Below are 15,661 nucleotides of genomic sequence, written 5' to 3' on the forward strand. Positions count from 1 at the left end.
TGAGGGGCGTTGCAGGAAGCATCTCGCGCCATCAGCGGAAGACCCTTCGCTTTGATGCCGGATCTCCAGCGCTGTGCAGTAATTTCTAACCCGTCTTATGCAAGGTAAAGAACACCATGGCTAAACACCTATTCACGTCCGAATCCGTCTCCGAAGGACATCCTGATAAAATTGCTGACCAGATCTCCGATGCCGTTCTCGACGCCATCCTGGAACAGGATCCTAAAGCACGCGTAGCCTGCGAAACCTACGTGAAAACCGGCATGGTTCTGGTTGGCGGCGAAATCACCACCAGCGCCTGGGTAGATATCGAAGAGATCACCCGTAAAACCGTGCGCGAAATCGGCTATGTTCATTCGGATATGGGCTTCGACGCCAACTCTTGTGCCGTACTGAGCGCCATCGGCAAGCAATCCCCGGATATCAATCAGGGTGTTGACCGTACCGATCCTCTGGAACAGGGTGCTGGCGACCAGGGCCTGATGTTTGGCTATGCTACCAACGAAACCGAAGTGCTGATGCCGGCACCGGTGACCTACGCGCACCGTCTGGTGCAGCGCCAGTCCGAAGTCCGTAAAAACGGCACTCTGCCGTGGCTGCGTCCGGATGCGAAAAGCCAGGTCACCTTCCAATATGACGACGGCAAAATCGTCGGTATCGATGCGGTGGTACTGTCCACCCAGCATTCCGAAGATATCTCTCTGAAAGATCTGCAAGAAGCGGTGATGGAAGAGATCATCAAGCCGGTTCTGCCTGCAGAATGGCTGAGCGCCAGCACCAAATACCACATCAACCCGACCGGCCGTTTCGTTATCGGTGGCCCAATGGGCGACTGCGGCCTGACCGGACGTAAAATCATCGTTGATACCTACGGCGGCATGGCTCGTCACGGTGGCGGTGCGTTCTCCGGTAAGGATCCGTCCAAGGTTGACCGTTCAGCGGCTTACGCAGCGCGCTACGTGGCGAAAAACATCGTTGCCGCCGGCCTGGCTGACCGCTGTGAGATCCAGGTTTCCTACGCTATCGGCGTGGCGGAGCCAACCTCCATCATGGTGGAAACCTTCGGTACCGAGAAAGTCCCTACCGAACAGCTGACCCTGCTGGTACGCGAGTTCTTCGATTTGCGTCCATACGGCCTGATCCAGATGATGGATCTGCTGCAGCCGATCTACCGCGAAACTGCAGCTTACGGTCACTTCGGCCGCGAGCACTTCCCTTGGGAAGCGACCGACAAAGCAGAATTGCTGCGCGATGCTGCCGGCCTGAAATAAGCCTGCGTATCGAATGTGAAAACGGCAAGCCTTGGCTTGCCGTTTTTGTTTTTAGCGGATGGGTGCTCGTGGATCCACGCTCAAACAACCAACAGGCGGGAGCAATACTCCCGCCGTTGGGTTGCCTTACCTTTTGGATTCGTAAGCCAGAATGGCCGCAACTTCCGTGTTGCCCGATCGGATCCGCAGCTCACAAAGTTTGCTGCGTGTTATCCATGCCAGTGATATTACAGTGGCACAAATAACGACCAGTTTTAGGACACTCCCTTTGTTCGGCATCATGCCTCCTTCTCCTTGCCTCTCGGCGGGTAAGAAGCTAACCTAACGTTGTCTGGCGTTAGAGTTGGCCTCGGGTTGATGTATATCGACACGGGGCTTTTCTCTTTCTATCCCTTACGAATGCTCGGGACGAAAGCTCCAGAGCACCCGCACACAGTATATGCACCGCCCCTCAGATCTCAGCCCCCTTTCCACACTGAATACCCGTTCTGCGCAGCCGTACGCAAAGCTTTGCAATGGTATGAAAATACGAAAATAAAAAGCGCCAACAGTTGGCTGTTAGCGCTTAAGTGTACCCAGCAATTTTCTGGCTTTACTTGACTGTAATGATCTACTCATCCCAGACACTTTCATCGTGGATAAGAACACCGGAGATCGTCTAGTGTGAGGCAAGCTCACGGAAGAAAGCGGGGTTAGCCTGGATCGCCGCCAACACTTTTGCAGCCAGCCCGGTTGGGTTACGTCTTTTGGTTTCCCAGCTCTTAATGGTATCAACGCTGGTACCCAATACCTTTGCCATTTCGCTCTGAGAAACATTAAGCTGCGCCCTGATCGCCTTCACATCTGCGATATCATAACGCGTAACATTAGCAGGGGACTTAACCCCGTTCTTAATGGCGACAGCTTCTTCAAGAGACGTTTTAATATCGTCAAAAAAGCTCATGTCACACCTCATCTTTCAACAATTTCGTTAATTTCTTCAGCTCTGATTTTTCCATATCGGTCAGACTGTCTTTAATGCTTTTCGGATAGGCCATCACCAGATAGATCACCTCTTTGGTCGCCAGAAAGTAAATCACTCTGGCACTTCCCCTTTTTCCCTGGGGGCCTGTTGCCATTCTGACTTTCCGCAACCCGCCGGTTTTCTGTATCAAATCGCCTTTACCCGGTGATTCGATGAGTTCTTTCTGGAGTTCTTTTAGCTCGTCGTCCGTGGCTATTAGCTTGATCTGCCGCGTAAACATCGGGGTCTCAATAAATACTAACGCATGACTCACTGGCACCCTCTCCATTTAAGGTACAAAGTACACCACGAAATGTACTATGTACACCAAGTTAACGTGAGTATGGGCACTCAAGATAGGATCCTGAGCCCCGCACGCAGTATATGCATCGCCCCTCAGATCTCAGCCCTCTTTCCACACTGAATACCCGTACTGCGCAGCCGCACGCAAAGCTTTGCAATGGTATGAAAAGACGAAAAAATAAAGGCCCAGCGATGCTGAGCCTTGGAGGATAGAAACGGCAGGAAGGACGTCGGTTACGAGGTTTGCTTACGCAGCAAATAAACGAAATACGGCGCCCCGATAAAGGTGGCCAGCAGCCCGGCAGGGATCTGGTACGGGAACATCACCATGCGGCCACACCAGTCGGCAAACACCATCAGCAAGCCCCCCAACAGCGCAGCTATCACCATTTGCGGTAACGCACGGCGGAAGCCCAGCATACGTGCCATATGCGGCGCCATCAGGCCGATAAAGCTCAACGGCCCCACGGTCAACGTCGCCATCGCCGTCAGCGTAGCAGCCAGCAGCAGAATGACCACTCGCACCGGCGTCAGCGCAATCCCCACCGAACGGGCCGTGGCACTGCCCAAAGGCAGAATACTGAGCCAGCGGCGACACAATGGCGCCAACGCGATCAGCAGCGCAGCAATGGCCGCCGTACGTATCGCCTGTTCCGGCGTCACCGAGTAGGTGGAACCTGAAATCCAGGTCAGCAACCCGCCCATACGCGGATCGCCGCTTGCCAGCAGCAGGAAAATAGTGGTGGTAAAGGCCGTGCTGAGCGCAATACCGGCCAGCAGCATGCGTTCGGTGGAAAAACCACCGCGCCCGGCGGCGATCATAATCACCAATAGCGTCGCCGCTGCCCCCAGGCTGCCGGCCGGCAGCAGCCAGACAAAGGCATCCCCCGGCACGATAAACAGCATGACCACCACGCCAAAGGCCGCGCCGGAGCTGATACCCAGCACTTCCGGGCTGGCCATCGGGTTGCCGGTCAGCTTTTGGATCAAGGTCCCCGCCACCGCCAGCATCATGCCCGCAGCCAGCGCTGACAGCACGCGTGGCCAGCGCCACGGCATCAATGACTCCAGCTCTGCGCCCTGGCTCCAGTGCCAGCCTGTGGCGTTCTGACCAAACATCAATGCCACGGCAATGCCGGCCAGCAACACCGTCGCTGCCAGTGCTGCCCACCCCCACAGATGACCGCGTTCGGCAGGTACCCTGTCACCCAGGTTCATTGGTGGCGGCGTAGCGGCACTGCGCAACCGCGGCAACAACCACAGCAACAGCGGAGCACCAAACAGCGCCGTTGCCGCCCCGGTCGGGATCTCACGCCAGACCTGCGTCAACCCGATCATCACCTGGTCGGTCAACCACAGCAGCAGCGCCCCCAGCAACGGCGCCAGCATCATGCGATGCGCCAGACGGCGCGCGCCCAGCATTTTTGCCATCAGCGGTGCAAACAGGCCAATAAAGCCAATGACGCCTACCGCATTCACCAACATCGCACTGAAAATTATCGCCACCGCCAGCGCGCAAAAACGCGCCATCGACAACCCTAAACCCAGATTGCGCGCAACGCCATCGTCCAGCCCCAGCAAGGTCAGCGGGCGCAACAGCAGCACAGCCAACACCCCGGCAATCAGCAGGCGCGGCAGGATAAACTGCGCGGTGCTCCAGTCCTGCTGGTTTAACGCACCGGTGCTCCACAGGAACAGACCCTGCAGTTGATCATAATTGAACAGTGCCAGCAGACTGTTGACCGCCCCGCAATACAGCCCCAGCACCAGCCCGGCCAGGATCAGCGTCACCGGGGACATACGTTTGCCCCAGGCCACGCCGAACACCAGCCCGCCGACCAGGATGGCGCCAGCCATTGCCGCCAGTTGCCGGGTCACCTCACCGCCCGGCAACATCCACAAAGTGGCAATAGTCAGCCCAAGCTGCGCCCCAGCTGACACGCCGAGCGTCGCCGGTTCCGCCAGCGGATTGCGCAGCACCTGCTGGAACAGTACGCCAACCAGCCCCAAGCCGGCACCGGCCAACAGAGACACCGACAGCCGTGGCAACAGGCTGTAGTGGAACAACATTTGGCGCACATCGTCGATGTTCGGCGCGCTCAGCGCCTGTCCCCACAGTGCCCAAGGCAGCTGTTGCAGCAGATTGTAGATCGTCAGGCCGCCCGCCGCCGCCAACAGTAACAGTAGCAATGTCAGCGGTAATGCGCGAATGCGTGCGCTCATGAATAACTCTCCTGCGCCTGCTCCAGCAGATGGCAAAAACGCATCGCTGACAGCGTCGCGCCGTAAAACCACACTGCCGGCACCTGACGCAATTGGTTCTGCCTGACAAACGGCAATGCCTGCCACAGTGGGGTAGAACTGACTTTTTCCATCATGGCCTGATTGCCGTGATCGAGATAAATCGCGCGCGCATTTTTTACCGCCGTCAAGCGCTCAATGCCCACTACCGCCGTACCCCAGAAATTGGTTTCCCCCTCCCAGGCATTTTGGATCCCAAGCTGGTCCATCACCTCCTGGAACAGGCTTTTCTGTCCAATGACCAGCGCATGGCGCGTGTCCAGCAGGGAGAACAGCAGCAGCGGCTGTCGGCTGTAAGACTGCAGCCGCTGACGCGCATCCTGGATAAATCGGTCGAACTGGATCAGGTGCTGCTCTGCCCGTGCCTCAAGGCCCAGCCGCTGCGCCAGTTGCACTAGCGACTTCCGGCCCACCGTCAGCGGTTTGCCGCTGCCGTCATTGAAGCCGAAGCTCATGGTCGGGCCGATAGGGGCCAGCTTTTGCGGCGTCGGCCCGTATCCCTGCGACAGCAGCAACAGCGAGGGGCGCAGCTGCTGCAGCAATTCCAGATTCGGTTCGGTGCGTTGACCGACGTCGATCACCGACGCCGGCATTTTCGGCTCTTCTACCCACAGGTTGTAGTTGTGGATATCCGCGACGGCCAGCGGCGTGATCCCCAGCGCCAGCAGCAGCTCGACAGGCAACCACTCCAGCGCCACAATGCGCGCAAGATCGGGTGGCGTTGCCGCCGCCTGGCTCGGCAAGGAAAACAGCAGGGGCGACAGCGCCATGGCCGTCAGCAGGCGACGGCGAACGGCATCATGATGAAAATCAGAAGAATCAGGCATCAGTAGACAAAACTCACCGGCGCGCCGCCGCTTGGATGCGGCAGCGTACCCATAGGAATACCGTAGATTTGCTCCAGCACGTCACCCTGCATCAACTCCAGCGGGGTGCCCTGGGCAATCATCTCGCCGCCGCGCAACGCCACCAGATGGTCGCAGTAGCGTGCGGCCATATTGATGTCATGCAGCACCGCAATCACCGTCAGGCCACGCTCATGGCTCAAACGTTGGATCAAAGCCAGTACCTCAACCTGATGGGCAATATCCAGCGCCGAGGTCGGCTCGTCCAGCAACAGGCAGCGGCTGTCTTGCGCCACCATCATCGCCAGCCAGGCGCGTTGACGCTCGCCGCCGGACAGGCTGTCGACCAGGCGGTTGGCAAACGGCTTCAGCCCCACCAGCGCAATCGCCTCTTCCACCTGCTGGCGATCGTTAACGCCAAAGCGGCCCAAGGCGCCGTGCCAGGGGTAGCGGCCAATCGCCACCAGTTCGCGCACCGTCATCCCTTCCGCGGCGGGCAATTGTTGAGGGAGATAAGCGACCTGACGTGCGAAGGCCTTGCTGTCCCATTGGCTAAGCAACTGCTGGTTAAGCCGCGCCGTACCGGCGGTTGGATTTTGGTGGCGACCGAGAATTTTCAGCAAGGTCGATTTGCCGGAGCCGTTGTGGCCGATCAGCCCGCAGACTTTCCCCACGGGAAAGGTCAACGACAAGGGTTGTAGCAGCACGCGGCCGGGAACGGCAAAGCTGGCGCTGTCCAGGGTAAAGGTGGCGTCGTGATTGAGGTGTTTATCCTGCATAGGTCCTACTCTGTCCGGGGCGACATGGCGCCGCCCCGGTAATCCGATTAGAAGCGGAAGGTTGCGGTGGCGACCACCTGGCGTTCAGCGCCCCAGTAGCAGCCATAGGTGGCAAAGCAGCTGGAAACGTATTCTTTATCAAACAGGTTGTTCACGTTGATGCCAATCGAGGAGCCTGGCAGATTGAAACGCGCCAAATCGTATTTTATCGCCGCATCTACAACCGTATAGTCCTTTACTTTAAAGGTGTTGGCTTCATCACCATAGCTGGAACCGACATAGCGAACGCCGGAGCCCAGGGTCAACCCGCTGAGTGCGGTTTCATGGAAGGTGTAATCCGCCCACACTGAAGCCATATGTTTTGGAATCGCCGCCGGGGTATTGCCCTGTAGCGTGGTGTCCTTGGTGTACTCGGCATCCGTGTAGGTATAAGACCCCAGCAGGTTGACGTTGGCCGTCAGTGCGGCTTTGCCTTCCAGCTCTACCCCGCGGGAGCGGATCTCCCCTCCTAGCACGCTAGCAAACGAGTGATCCGGATCGGGATCCGCCACCTTATTGTTGGTTTTGGTCAGCTGATAAATCGCAATGCTGGCAGTAATTGGGCGATCTTTAGGTGCAAACTTCACCCCGGCTTCATACTGCTTGCCTTTGGAAGCGGCGAAGGTATTGCCACTAAAGTCAGTCCCTGAAGTAGGTTCAAAGGATTCACTGTAGCTGACATAGGGCGCAATGCCGTTTTCAAATACATAGTTCAAACCCGCGCGGCCGGTGAACTCGTTGTCCTTCTGTTTTGATACCAAATTCTGTTTCAGGCGGTTGGTGCTGTTGGTGTCGCTCCAGTCATAACGCCCGCCCATGGTCAGTACCCAGTTGTTCCACTCGGCCTGATCCTGCACGTAAAGCCCGGTCTGCTCTTGGCGGTTAACCTGACTGGCGCCGCCGGTAATGGTATAGCTTTGATTGCCGTACTGCGGCGCCACCACATTAAGGCTAGAAGCACTGCCATACTGATAAACGACGTCGTTACGCATACGCATGTAGTCCACACCCATCAGCAAGGTGTGAGCAACCGCTGCCGTCGCAAACTTTGCCTGCGCCTGAGTGTCCACTGCAAAACTCGACAAATGCTCTTTCGAGTTCATCACCCCACGCGTCAACTCTGCAGGATTGGTCGCGCTGATGCCCTGGCCATAGATAGAACGGTAGTCCACGTCCATCTTGGAATAACGCAGGTTTTGACGCAGGGTCCACACATCATCAAAGCCATGCTCAAAGGCGTATCCCACCATCTGTTGCTTACGCGAGATGTTGTTATAACCCGGCTCACCGTCGTTGAAACTGGTTGGCAACTTGCCGTTAATCCCATTTTGTACCGTCCCCTCTTTCGGCAGCCAGCCATAGAAGCCCACGCTTGGGTCATCCTGGAAACTGCTGAGGAATGTCAGTGACGTACGATCATCCGGCCGCCAGCTGAAAGAAGGCGCAATCGCATAGCGTTTGCTCTTCTCACCGACCTGCTGCTGATCTTCATCTCGCGCCAGACCGGTCAAGCGATAGGAATAAATGCCGTCATCATCCAATGCCCCGCCAAAGTCGAAGCCGGTCTGGAACAGATTGTCGGTACCCATTTTAAACTGAACTTCACGCAGGGTTTCCGTGGTCGGCCGCTTACTGACCAAGGCGACAACCCCGCCCGGGTTGCTCTTGCCGTAAAGCACCGACGAAGGACCGCGCAACACTTCCGCACGTTCCAGGAAGTAAGGGTCAATTTGGTAAATGGAATAGTTATCGTCCTGCAGCTTCAGCCCATCCAGGTACATGTTGGTACCTACCGAACTGAAACCACGAATATTTACGGCATCATAAGCGGTAGAGGCGCCGCGGTTGCCCACCATCACGCCCGGCGTATAAGCCAGTGCGCCTTTTACCGTATCCGGCTGGCGCATATCCATCTCTTCACGCGTCACGACGGAAACCGACTGCGGAGTCTTTTCAATCGGCGTGTCGGTCTTGGTACCGGTGGCACTGTGTTTGGCCGCGTAGGTCCCTACCGGCCCCCAGGCGTTTTCCTGCTGCGATTGGCTGCTGCCTACCACGGTAAGGGTCTCTTCCTTGGCGGCGGACTTGGTATCGGCGGAAAATGCCGGCATAGCCAGCGTGCCAAGGGCGGCAGCGATAGTCATCGCTAACCCACTGACGTGAGAACGGCTCTGCTTGGCCGCGGAAGGAAGACGCTTGGTCGACATAGGTGGTTTCTCTGATGAATTATTTGATAACGAATGTAAACGATAATAATTATTATAATCGCGGCATTTTATGCAGAAGCTAAATTAAACTGCAAGTCGAATTCAGCCGGTAAATTGGTGTGCGATTAACCGCTTAGCCACATCAAGCAGGTGGAAATAAACTGCGCAGAGAAATAAAAAAGCCCGCAACGGGAAGTTACGGGCTTAATAATAAAGAAAAACTTTTCACCTGAGCGGTGACATGCAAGGTCGCTTACTTGCCGAACATGTCCTTGATCCAGCCGGCAACACCGTCAGCATCTTTTTGTTCGCCCGCTGGCTGTTGCTGCTGCTCTTGTTGCTGCTGCTGAGCGGCCTGACTCGCCTGGCACAACCCCTGCGGATTATCGGTCCATACCGGAATGGTACGCCCACCGCCGCCACAGACGAAGTTACCGCTGCCGTCGATAGTCATCTGGTTGATACCTTCCGGCGGTTGCAGCATCAGCGGCAGCGGCGTCTGGTTTTCCAGATAGCGGCGATACAGCGTCAGCGCACCGTTGGCACCGGTCAGCTTGGCTGGGCCGTTGTTATCGCGCCCTACCCAGGCGATAGCCACTTCTTTACCGTCGATACCGGCAAACCAGCTGTCGCGCAGGTCGTTGGTGGTACCGGTTTTCGCCGCCAGATTGTAGTTGGGGAATTTCACCGACAATGAGCGGGAAGTCCCGCGCGCTACGCCCTGCTGCATCGCATACAGCGTCAGGTAAGCCGCCTGGGCCGGTACCACGCGTTCCGCCTGCGGGAAGCTCTGGTACAGCACTGAGCCGTCTTCAGCAATCACCGAACGCACCGCAGACAGCGGAGCACGGTTACCGCCACCGGCAATGGTCTGGTATTCCTGCGCCACTTCCATCGGCGTCAGGCCAATCGCGCCGAGCAGCATCGAAGGCACCGGATTGATTTCAGCTTTCGGAATGCCCAAACGCTGCAGCGTTGCGCTGACCTGATCCAGGCCAACCGACATACCCAGGTTTACCGTCGGTACGTTGAGTGAAAAGGCAAGGCCATCCACCAGCATCACCTGCCCGCGGAACTTGCGGTCATAGTTGTTTGGCTGCCAGACGGTGCCGTTCGACAATTTCAGCGTCAGCGGCTGATCCGCCAGCCAGGTGTTCAGACGATATTTGTCCGGCTCAGACAGCGCAGTCAGGTACGTCGGCGGCTTGGCCAGTGAACCGACCAGGCGACGCGCCTGCATGGCACGGTTAAACCCGGCAAACTGCGGGTTGGCACCGCCGACCATGGCGCGAACTTCGCCGCTGAAACGATCGACAATCACCATCGCCGCTTCCAGATCCTGAACATGACGAGCCGCCTTCAGGGCCGGCACGCCGTCTTCAACCGCTTTTTCCGCCGCATCTTGCGACACCGGATCCAGCGTGGTGAAGATTTTCACCCCGGACAAGTCGTTAACCTTGTCGCCCAGCTTGGCTTGCAGCTCCTGACGCACCATCTGCATAAACGCCGGCTGCGGTGTGATCACCCCACCTTTCGGCTGCACGCCCAGTGGACGAGCGCTGAGCATGTCGTACAGTTCAGCATCAATAACGCCCTGGTTCTGCAACAGTTTGAGCACCAGGTTACGACGTTCCAGCGCCAGCTTCGGGTTACGCCAAGGGTTATACAACGACGCGCCCTTGACCATGCCCACCAGCAGCGCCTGCTGATCCAGGCTCAGTTCGTCCACCGGACGGCCGAAGTAGTACAGGCTGGCCAACGGGAAACCACGAATTTGATCGTTGCCGCTCTGGCCGAGATAAACCTCGTTCAGATACAGCTCAAGGATGCGATCCTTGCTGTAACGGTAATCCACCAACAACGCCATGTAGGCTTCATTGGCCTTACGCCACAGCGAACGCTCGTTGGTCAGGAACAGGTTTTTTACCAACTGCTGCGTCAGGGTACTGCCGCCCTGCACCGCACGTCCGGCGGTCAGGTTAGCCAGCACCGCACGACCGATGGAGTAAGGACTGATACCGTCATGCTCATAGAAGTGACGGTCTTCGGTGGCAATCAGCGTATCCACCAGCAGGTCAGGGAAACCGGCGCGCGGCACGAACAGCCGCTGTTCGCCGTTCGGCGACTGCAACATGGTGATCAGACGCGGATCGAGACGGAAGAAGCCGAAGCTGCGCTGGTTTTCCATGTTCTCGATATTCGCGAGACGGTTGTTCTGGAAATTCAGACGCGCGTGGATCTGCCCTTCTTTGCCGTCCGGGAAATCAAACGGACGACGCAGCAACTCGATGCTGTTGGCCTGCACGGTAAACTCACCCGGGCGCGTCATGCGGCTTACCTGGCGGTATTGCATGCCCTCGAGTAAATTGACCATTTCCTTTTTGCTGTACGGCATGCCCGGTTCCAGGTTGACCATGCGGCCATAAACCGCCGCCGGCAACTGCCAGACCTTGCCGTCGATGCGGCTGCGGATCTGCGAATCCAGGTACACGCCGTAGATCGCCAACAGCACGGCAACCACCAGAATCAGTTTGATCAGCAGGCCGAGCCAACGGCGTTTTTTACGCGGCGGAGTCGCTTTTACCTTACGCGGCATGCGTTCTTCCTCGTCTTCATAATCATCATCGTCATCCTGGTACTCGTCTTCCTCGTAATCATCGTAATCGTCATCTCGACGACGGCGCGGCGGCTTGCGCGACGCGGTGCGTGTTGGTTGTTTCCCTTTGCGCCCGATGGGCTCGCGGTCATCCCCAGCCATTGCTGTTGTTCTCCAGACTTGGCGGCACTGCCGGCCATTATGAGTCGCTTAATCTGTCGCGGCGTCAAGCCGCTGAACAGAAGAAACATCTGAATTCTTCCTCTAAATAATTGGCGTTGTATCACAACAAAACCAACGGTTTTGTTGAACAGCGCTTGCGCTGGCCCCAACGGGGCGAGGCTCTGCCGAGTAAGGCGGTGAGAGAGCTTATCCCGATGAGCTTACTCTAGTAAGTGATTCGGGTAAGTGAACACAGCCAACACAGATGCGGCGTCAAATATGACGAGGCTACTGATATTTTTTCGTGCGCCGCGTCGGGGCGGTATTCGCCGGATCGTCCGGCCACACGTGTTTCGGGTAGCGCCCTTTCATCTCTTTTTGCACTTCCCGGTAAGCCCCCTGCCAGAACGCCGCCAGATCGCCGGTAATTTGCAACGGCCGGTGCGCCGGTGAGAGTAACTCAAGCACCACCGGGATGCGACCTTCGGCCAACATCGGGCTGCGCTGTTCACCGAACACTTCCTGTAAACGCACCGCCAGCGCCGGAGGTTTTCCGGCATCATAACGGATGGGCAAGCGGCTGCCGGTCGGCACAGTGTAATGAGTGGGTAGCGCATTATCCAGCCGCTGTTTTTGCTGCCAGTTCAGCAACCGCGCCAAAGCCTCGGCGATATTCACCTGTTTTAATCCGCGCATGTCCCGCACGCCACCGAGCGACGGCAATAACCACTGCTCCAGCGAGGCCAACAGCGACTCATCGTCGACCGGCGGCCAGGCGGCCTCCGGCAACCAGTTTTGCGCGCACTGCAAGCGCAGCCGCAGCTGTTCGGCGGCGGTATCCCAGTTGAGTACCGCTATGCCCTGAGCGCGAACCCAGTTAATCAATGCCTGCTGCAGCTCTTCGTCCGCCGGCTTGGCCAACGGTTGAGCACGCAGCGTCAGACGACCAATTTGCTGGCGTTTCCAGGCGCGCAAAGTGCCCTTTTCTTCATCCCATTCCACCGCCGTTTGCTGGGAAACCATCGCCGGCAACTGCGCCGCCAGTGCATCAATTTCCACCGGCAACGCGAGCAGGATACGCGCATCGGGGCTGTTGTGCCCCTGTAGCAGGCTTGGCACGATAAGCCAGGGGGCACGTGACAATGCTTCATCCTGATTCATCGCCGCGCCCATGCCATTGGCCAGCAGATAGCGGCCATCCTGCCCCCGTCGTTGGGCAATGCGATCGGTAAACGCCAATGCCAGCAGCCGCGGTGCCAGTTCGACATCGATCCGCCCCGCTTTCACCTGCAGACGGCGAGCTAGCTGTGTGGCGCGGCGCTGCCAATTTGGCTGCGGACGACTCAGCCAGTAGCCGATATCCATTTGCCCACCGCGCGGGGGTTCCTCCAGCAACGCAGCCAAAGCAGCGGCCGTCGCCAACCCATCCGCCCCCAGTTCTGCGCCGTGGGTCAGCATCGCCGCCAAACGCGGCTCACAGCCCAGAACAGCCATTTGTCGGCCCCGCGCCGTGAGCTTATCGGCGTCATCGGTGGCGCCAAGCTGCTGCAATAGCCTTTTTGCAGCGGTCAGCGCCGTTTCCGGCGGACGGTCGAGCCAGGTCAGTTGCCCGACGTCATGGCAACCCCATTGCAGCAGTTCCAGCCAAAAACCGGCGAGATCGCTTTGCAGGATTTCCGGCTCGGCGTGCTCTGCCGCCCGTTCAGCCTGCTCTTTGGCAAACAGATGCCAGCAGATGCCCGGTTCCAGACGCCCGGCGCGGCCTGCACGCTGGATCATCGACGCCTGGCTGACTCGCTGAGTCACCAGCCGCGTCAGACCATTGCGCACGTCATAACGCGCAACGCGTTCCAAGCCACTGTCCACCACCAACCGAATACCTTCGATGGTCAGACTGGTTTCGGCAATATTGGTCGCCAGCACCACTTTACGGCGACCGGTCGGCGCCGGTTGAATCGCCTTCTGCTGCTGCGCCAGCGGTAAAGCGCCGTACAGTGGGCACAGCTCGGTATCGGCCGCCACTTCACCGTTCAACCGCTCCAGCACCCGGTTGATTTCTGCCACGCCGGGCAGGAACAGCAGCAGCGACCCCGTTTGCTCAGACAGCAGGCGCTTCACCGCCGCCGCCACGCCGTCCTCCAGCCGTTGGTGGCTGGCCAGGGGCTGATACTGGCGCTCGACCGGGAAGCTGCGCCCGGCAGATACCACCGCCGGTGCCTGTGGCAACAGCTGCGCCAAACGGGCATTATCCAGCGTCGCCGACATGATCAGCAGTTTCAGATCGTCGCGCAGCCCTTGTTGTACGTCCAGCAATAGCGCCAACGCCAAATCGGCCTGCAGGCTGCGCTCGTGGAATTCGTCGAGGATCACCAGCGAAACGCCCTGCAGCTCGGCATCCTGCTGCAGCATGCGGGTGAGAATGCCTTCGGTCACCACCAGCAGCTTGTTCTCCGGCCCGCTTTTGCTTTCGGCGCGCATGCGGTAGCCCACGGTCTGACCGGGTTCTTCCCCTAACTGCTGCGCCAGCCGGTACGCCACGTTCTTCGCCGCCAACCGCCGGGGTTCGAGCATGATAATGCGGCCAGGCAATCCGGCTTTAGCCAGGATCTGCAATGGCAGCCAGGTCGATTTACCGGCGCCGGTCGGCGCATGCAGCAGAACCTGCGGAGCGGATTGCAGCGCAGTAAGCAATTCATCAAGAACCGCGCTGACGGGCAGTGAAGACACAGAACTCTCCGTAGTGGTTAACATTAGACGGCGCACATTGTAGCATTAGACTCTGCGTTTCATTTACTTGCCGGGTATCTATGTCCAGTTCGCGCCGCCTGTTTTTCGCCCTGACCTTGCCTGATGCGCTGCAGCAGCAGGTGATCCGCTGGCGTGCCGATGCCTTTACGCCGGAAGCCGGTCGGCCGGTCGCGGCCGCCAATTTGCACCTGACGCTGGCCTTTCTCGGCGACGTCACGGCGCAGAAAGAAACGGCGTTGAAAAAACTGGCGGGTCGCATCAGTCAGCCCGGTTTCAGCATGGTGCTCGATGATCTCGGTCACTGGCCGCGTCCCGGCGTCGTTTGGCTTGGCACCCGGCGCGCACCACGTGGGCTGTTGCAACTGGCGGAATTGCTGCGCTCGCAGGCGGCGCGCAGCGGCTGCTACCAAAGCCCAATGCCGTTTCATCCGCATATCACCCTGCTGCGCTCCGCGACCCAGCCGGTCGCCATACCGCCCGCAACGCCGGGCTGGCACTTCAGCGCCAACGAATTCGCCTTATACCAGTCAGTTTTTGAAAACGGCCGCACGCGTTATCAGATGCTTGAACAATGGCCCTTAGCCCCTCAGGACACCCCATGATTTTTACGCCCCCCCTGCGCCATGCCACGCTGATTAAACGTTACAAACGCTTTCTGGCGGACGTCGTCACGCCAGAAGGGGAAACCTTCACGCTGCACTGCGCCAATACCGGGGCCATGACCGGCTGTGCGACTCCCGGCGACACCGTTTGGTACTCCACCTCGGATAATGCCAAACGCAAATACGCCCACAGCTGGGAACTGACGCATACCCAACAGGGGGATTGGATCTGCGTAAATACCCTGCGTGCCAATGGGCTGGTACGCGAGGCAATCGAACAGAATCTAATCAATGAATTATCCGGTTACAGTAAAATCAGCAGCGAAGTAAAATATGGCAGTGAAAATAGCCGTATCGATTTGTTATTACAGGCAGAAAATCGAGCCAACTGCTATATTGAAGTTAAGTCAGTCACATTACTGCAACAACAACGTGGTTACTTTCCTGATGCGGTAACGCTCAGAGGACAGAAACACTTGCGTGAGTTGCAAAGCGTGGTTGAAAGCGGGCAACGGGCGGTATTGTTCTTTGCTGTGTTACATAGCGGTATTGAGCAGGTCGCACCGGCACATCATATAGATGAGCGTTATGCGGCACTGTTGGCACAGGTTCAGCAGTTGGGCGTAGAAGTGGTTTGTTATGGGGCTAAATTATCACCTGACGGTATATCTCTCTGCGATAAGTTACCGTTTTTTATCGATTAGCGCTGACCGGGTACAAATAATCCGACTACCGGTTATCGCATCGCCAAATACGCCTTCCTTCACACCATTGTCAAGCAGGCGACAGGAATAATTGCCAACCT

The 15,661-nt window shown here is 57.8% G+C and carries 12 protein-coding genes; 3 read left to right on the forward strand and 9 right to left on the reverse strand.

Annotated elements, in window-relative coordinates; genetic code table 11:
* The first annotated feature begins 116 nt into the window (after positions 1-116).
* Complete coding sequence (metK, locus tag EBA31_RS21510) at positions 117-1,271, forward strand: methionine adenosyltransferase (protein ID WP_020828554.1); 1,155 nt, start codon at positions 117-119, stop codon at positions 1,269-1,271.
* A 126-nt stretch (positions 1,272-1,397) separates the two neighbouring features.
* On the opposite strand, the gene EBA31_RS21515 is transcribed toward metK, so the two are convergent.
* The 9 genes from EBA31_RS21515 to hrpB form a co-directional block, all read right to left on the reverse strand.
* Positions 1,398-1,550 (reverse strand): Hok/Gef family protein, encoded by a 153-nt coding sequence (locus tag EBA31_RS21515; protein ID WP_041415673.1) that lies wholly within the window; start codon positions 1,548-1,550, stop codon positions 1,398-1,400.
* A gap of 379 nt (positions 1,551-1,929) precedes the next feature.
* Positions 1,930-2,214 carry a NadS family protein gene (gene nadS / locus EBA31_RS21520; protein WP_122080168.1) on the reverse strand — a complete coding sequence of 95 codons (285 nt, stop codon included), beginning with the start codon at positions 2,212-2,214 and terminating at the stop codon, positions 1,930-1,932.
* Position 2,215: 1 nt separating this feature from the next.
* Entirely contained in the window at positions 2,216-2,548 is a 333-nt protein-coding gene (locus EBA31_RS21525) for a type II toxin-antitoxin system RelE/ParE family toxin (protein ID WP_046372667.1), read from the reverse strand.
* Between the two features lie 263 nt (positions 2,549-2,811).
* Positions 2,812-4,800, reverse strand: coding sequence for a Fe(3+)-hydroxamate ABC transporter permease FhuB (gene fhuB / locus EBA31_RS21530; protein ID WP_122080169.1), 1,989 nt, complete (start codon positions 4,798-4,800; stop codon positions 2,812-2,814).
* On the reverse strand, positions 4,797-5,705 hold the full coding sequence (gene fhuD, locus EBA31_RS21535; protein WP_046372665.1) for a Fe(3+)-hydroxamate ABC transporter substrate-binding protein FhuD: 909 nt from the start codon (positions 5,703-5,705) through the stop codon (positions 4,797-4,799). The genes fhuB and fhuD overlap by 4 nt, the downstream gene beginning before the upstream one ends.
* Positions 5,705-6,502, reverse strand: a complete 798-nt coding sequence (gene fhuC, locus EBA31_RS21540) for a Fe3+-hydroxamate ABC transporter ATP-binding protein FhuC (RefSeq protein WP_046372664.1) — start codon at positions 6,500-6,502, stop codon at positions 5,705-5,707. The genes fhuD and fhuC overlap by 1 nt, the downstream gene beginning before the upstream one ends.
* A gap of 47 nt (positions 6,503-6,549) precedes the next feature.
* Complete coding sequence (fhuA, locus tag EBA31_RS21545) at positions 6,550-8,748, reverse strand: ferrichrome porin FhuA (protein WP_122080170.1); 2,199 nt, start codon at positions 8,746-8,748, stop codon at positions 6,550-6,552.
* A gap of 253 nt (positions 8,749-9,001) precedes the next feature.
* The gene (mrcB, locus tag EBA31_RS21550) at positions 9,002-11,506 is read right to left on the reverse strand and encodes a bifunctional glycosyl transferase/transpeptidase (protein ID WP_046372662.1); all 2,505 of its coding nucleotides are present in this window, start codon (positions 11,504-11,506) and stop codon (positions 9,002-9,004) included.
* 288 nt (positions 11,507-11,794) lie between these two features.
* The gene (gene hrpB, locus EBA31_RS21555) at positions 11,795-14,257 is read right to left on the reverse strand and encodes an ATP-dependent helicase HrpB (RefSeq protein ID WP_238387480.1); all 2,463 of its coding nucleotides are present in this window, start codon (positions 14,255-14,257) and stop codon (positions 11,795-11,797) included.
* A gap of 56 nt (positions 14,258-14,313) precedes the next feature.
* On the opposite strand from hrpB, the gene thpR reads away from it, so the two are divergent.
* On the forward strand, positions 14,314-14,856 hold the full coding sequence (gene thpR, locus EBA31_RS21560; protein WP_020828561.1) for an RNA 2',3'-cyclic phosphodiesterase: 543 nt from the start codon (positions 14,314-14,316) through the stop codon (positions 14,854-14,856).
* Positions 14,853-15,560, forward strand: coding sequence for a DNA/RNA nuclease SfsA (gene sfsA / locus EBA31_RS21565; RefSeq protein ID WP_048760032.1), 708 nt, complete (start codon positions 14,853-14,855; stop codon positions 15,558-15,560). Before thpR ends, sfsA begins: the two co-directional genes overlap by 4 nt.
* Positions 15,561-15,661 lie beyond the last annotated feature (101 nt).

Source organism: Serratia sp. P2ACOL2 (assembly GCF_003691565.1).
Classification (GTDB): domain Bacteria; phylum Pseudomonadota; class Gammaproteobacteria; order Enterobacterales; family Enterobacteriaceae; genus Serratia; species Serratia liquefaciens.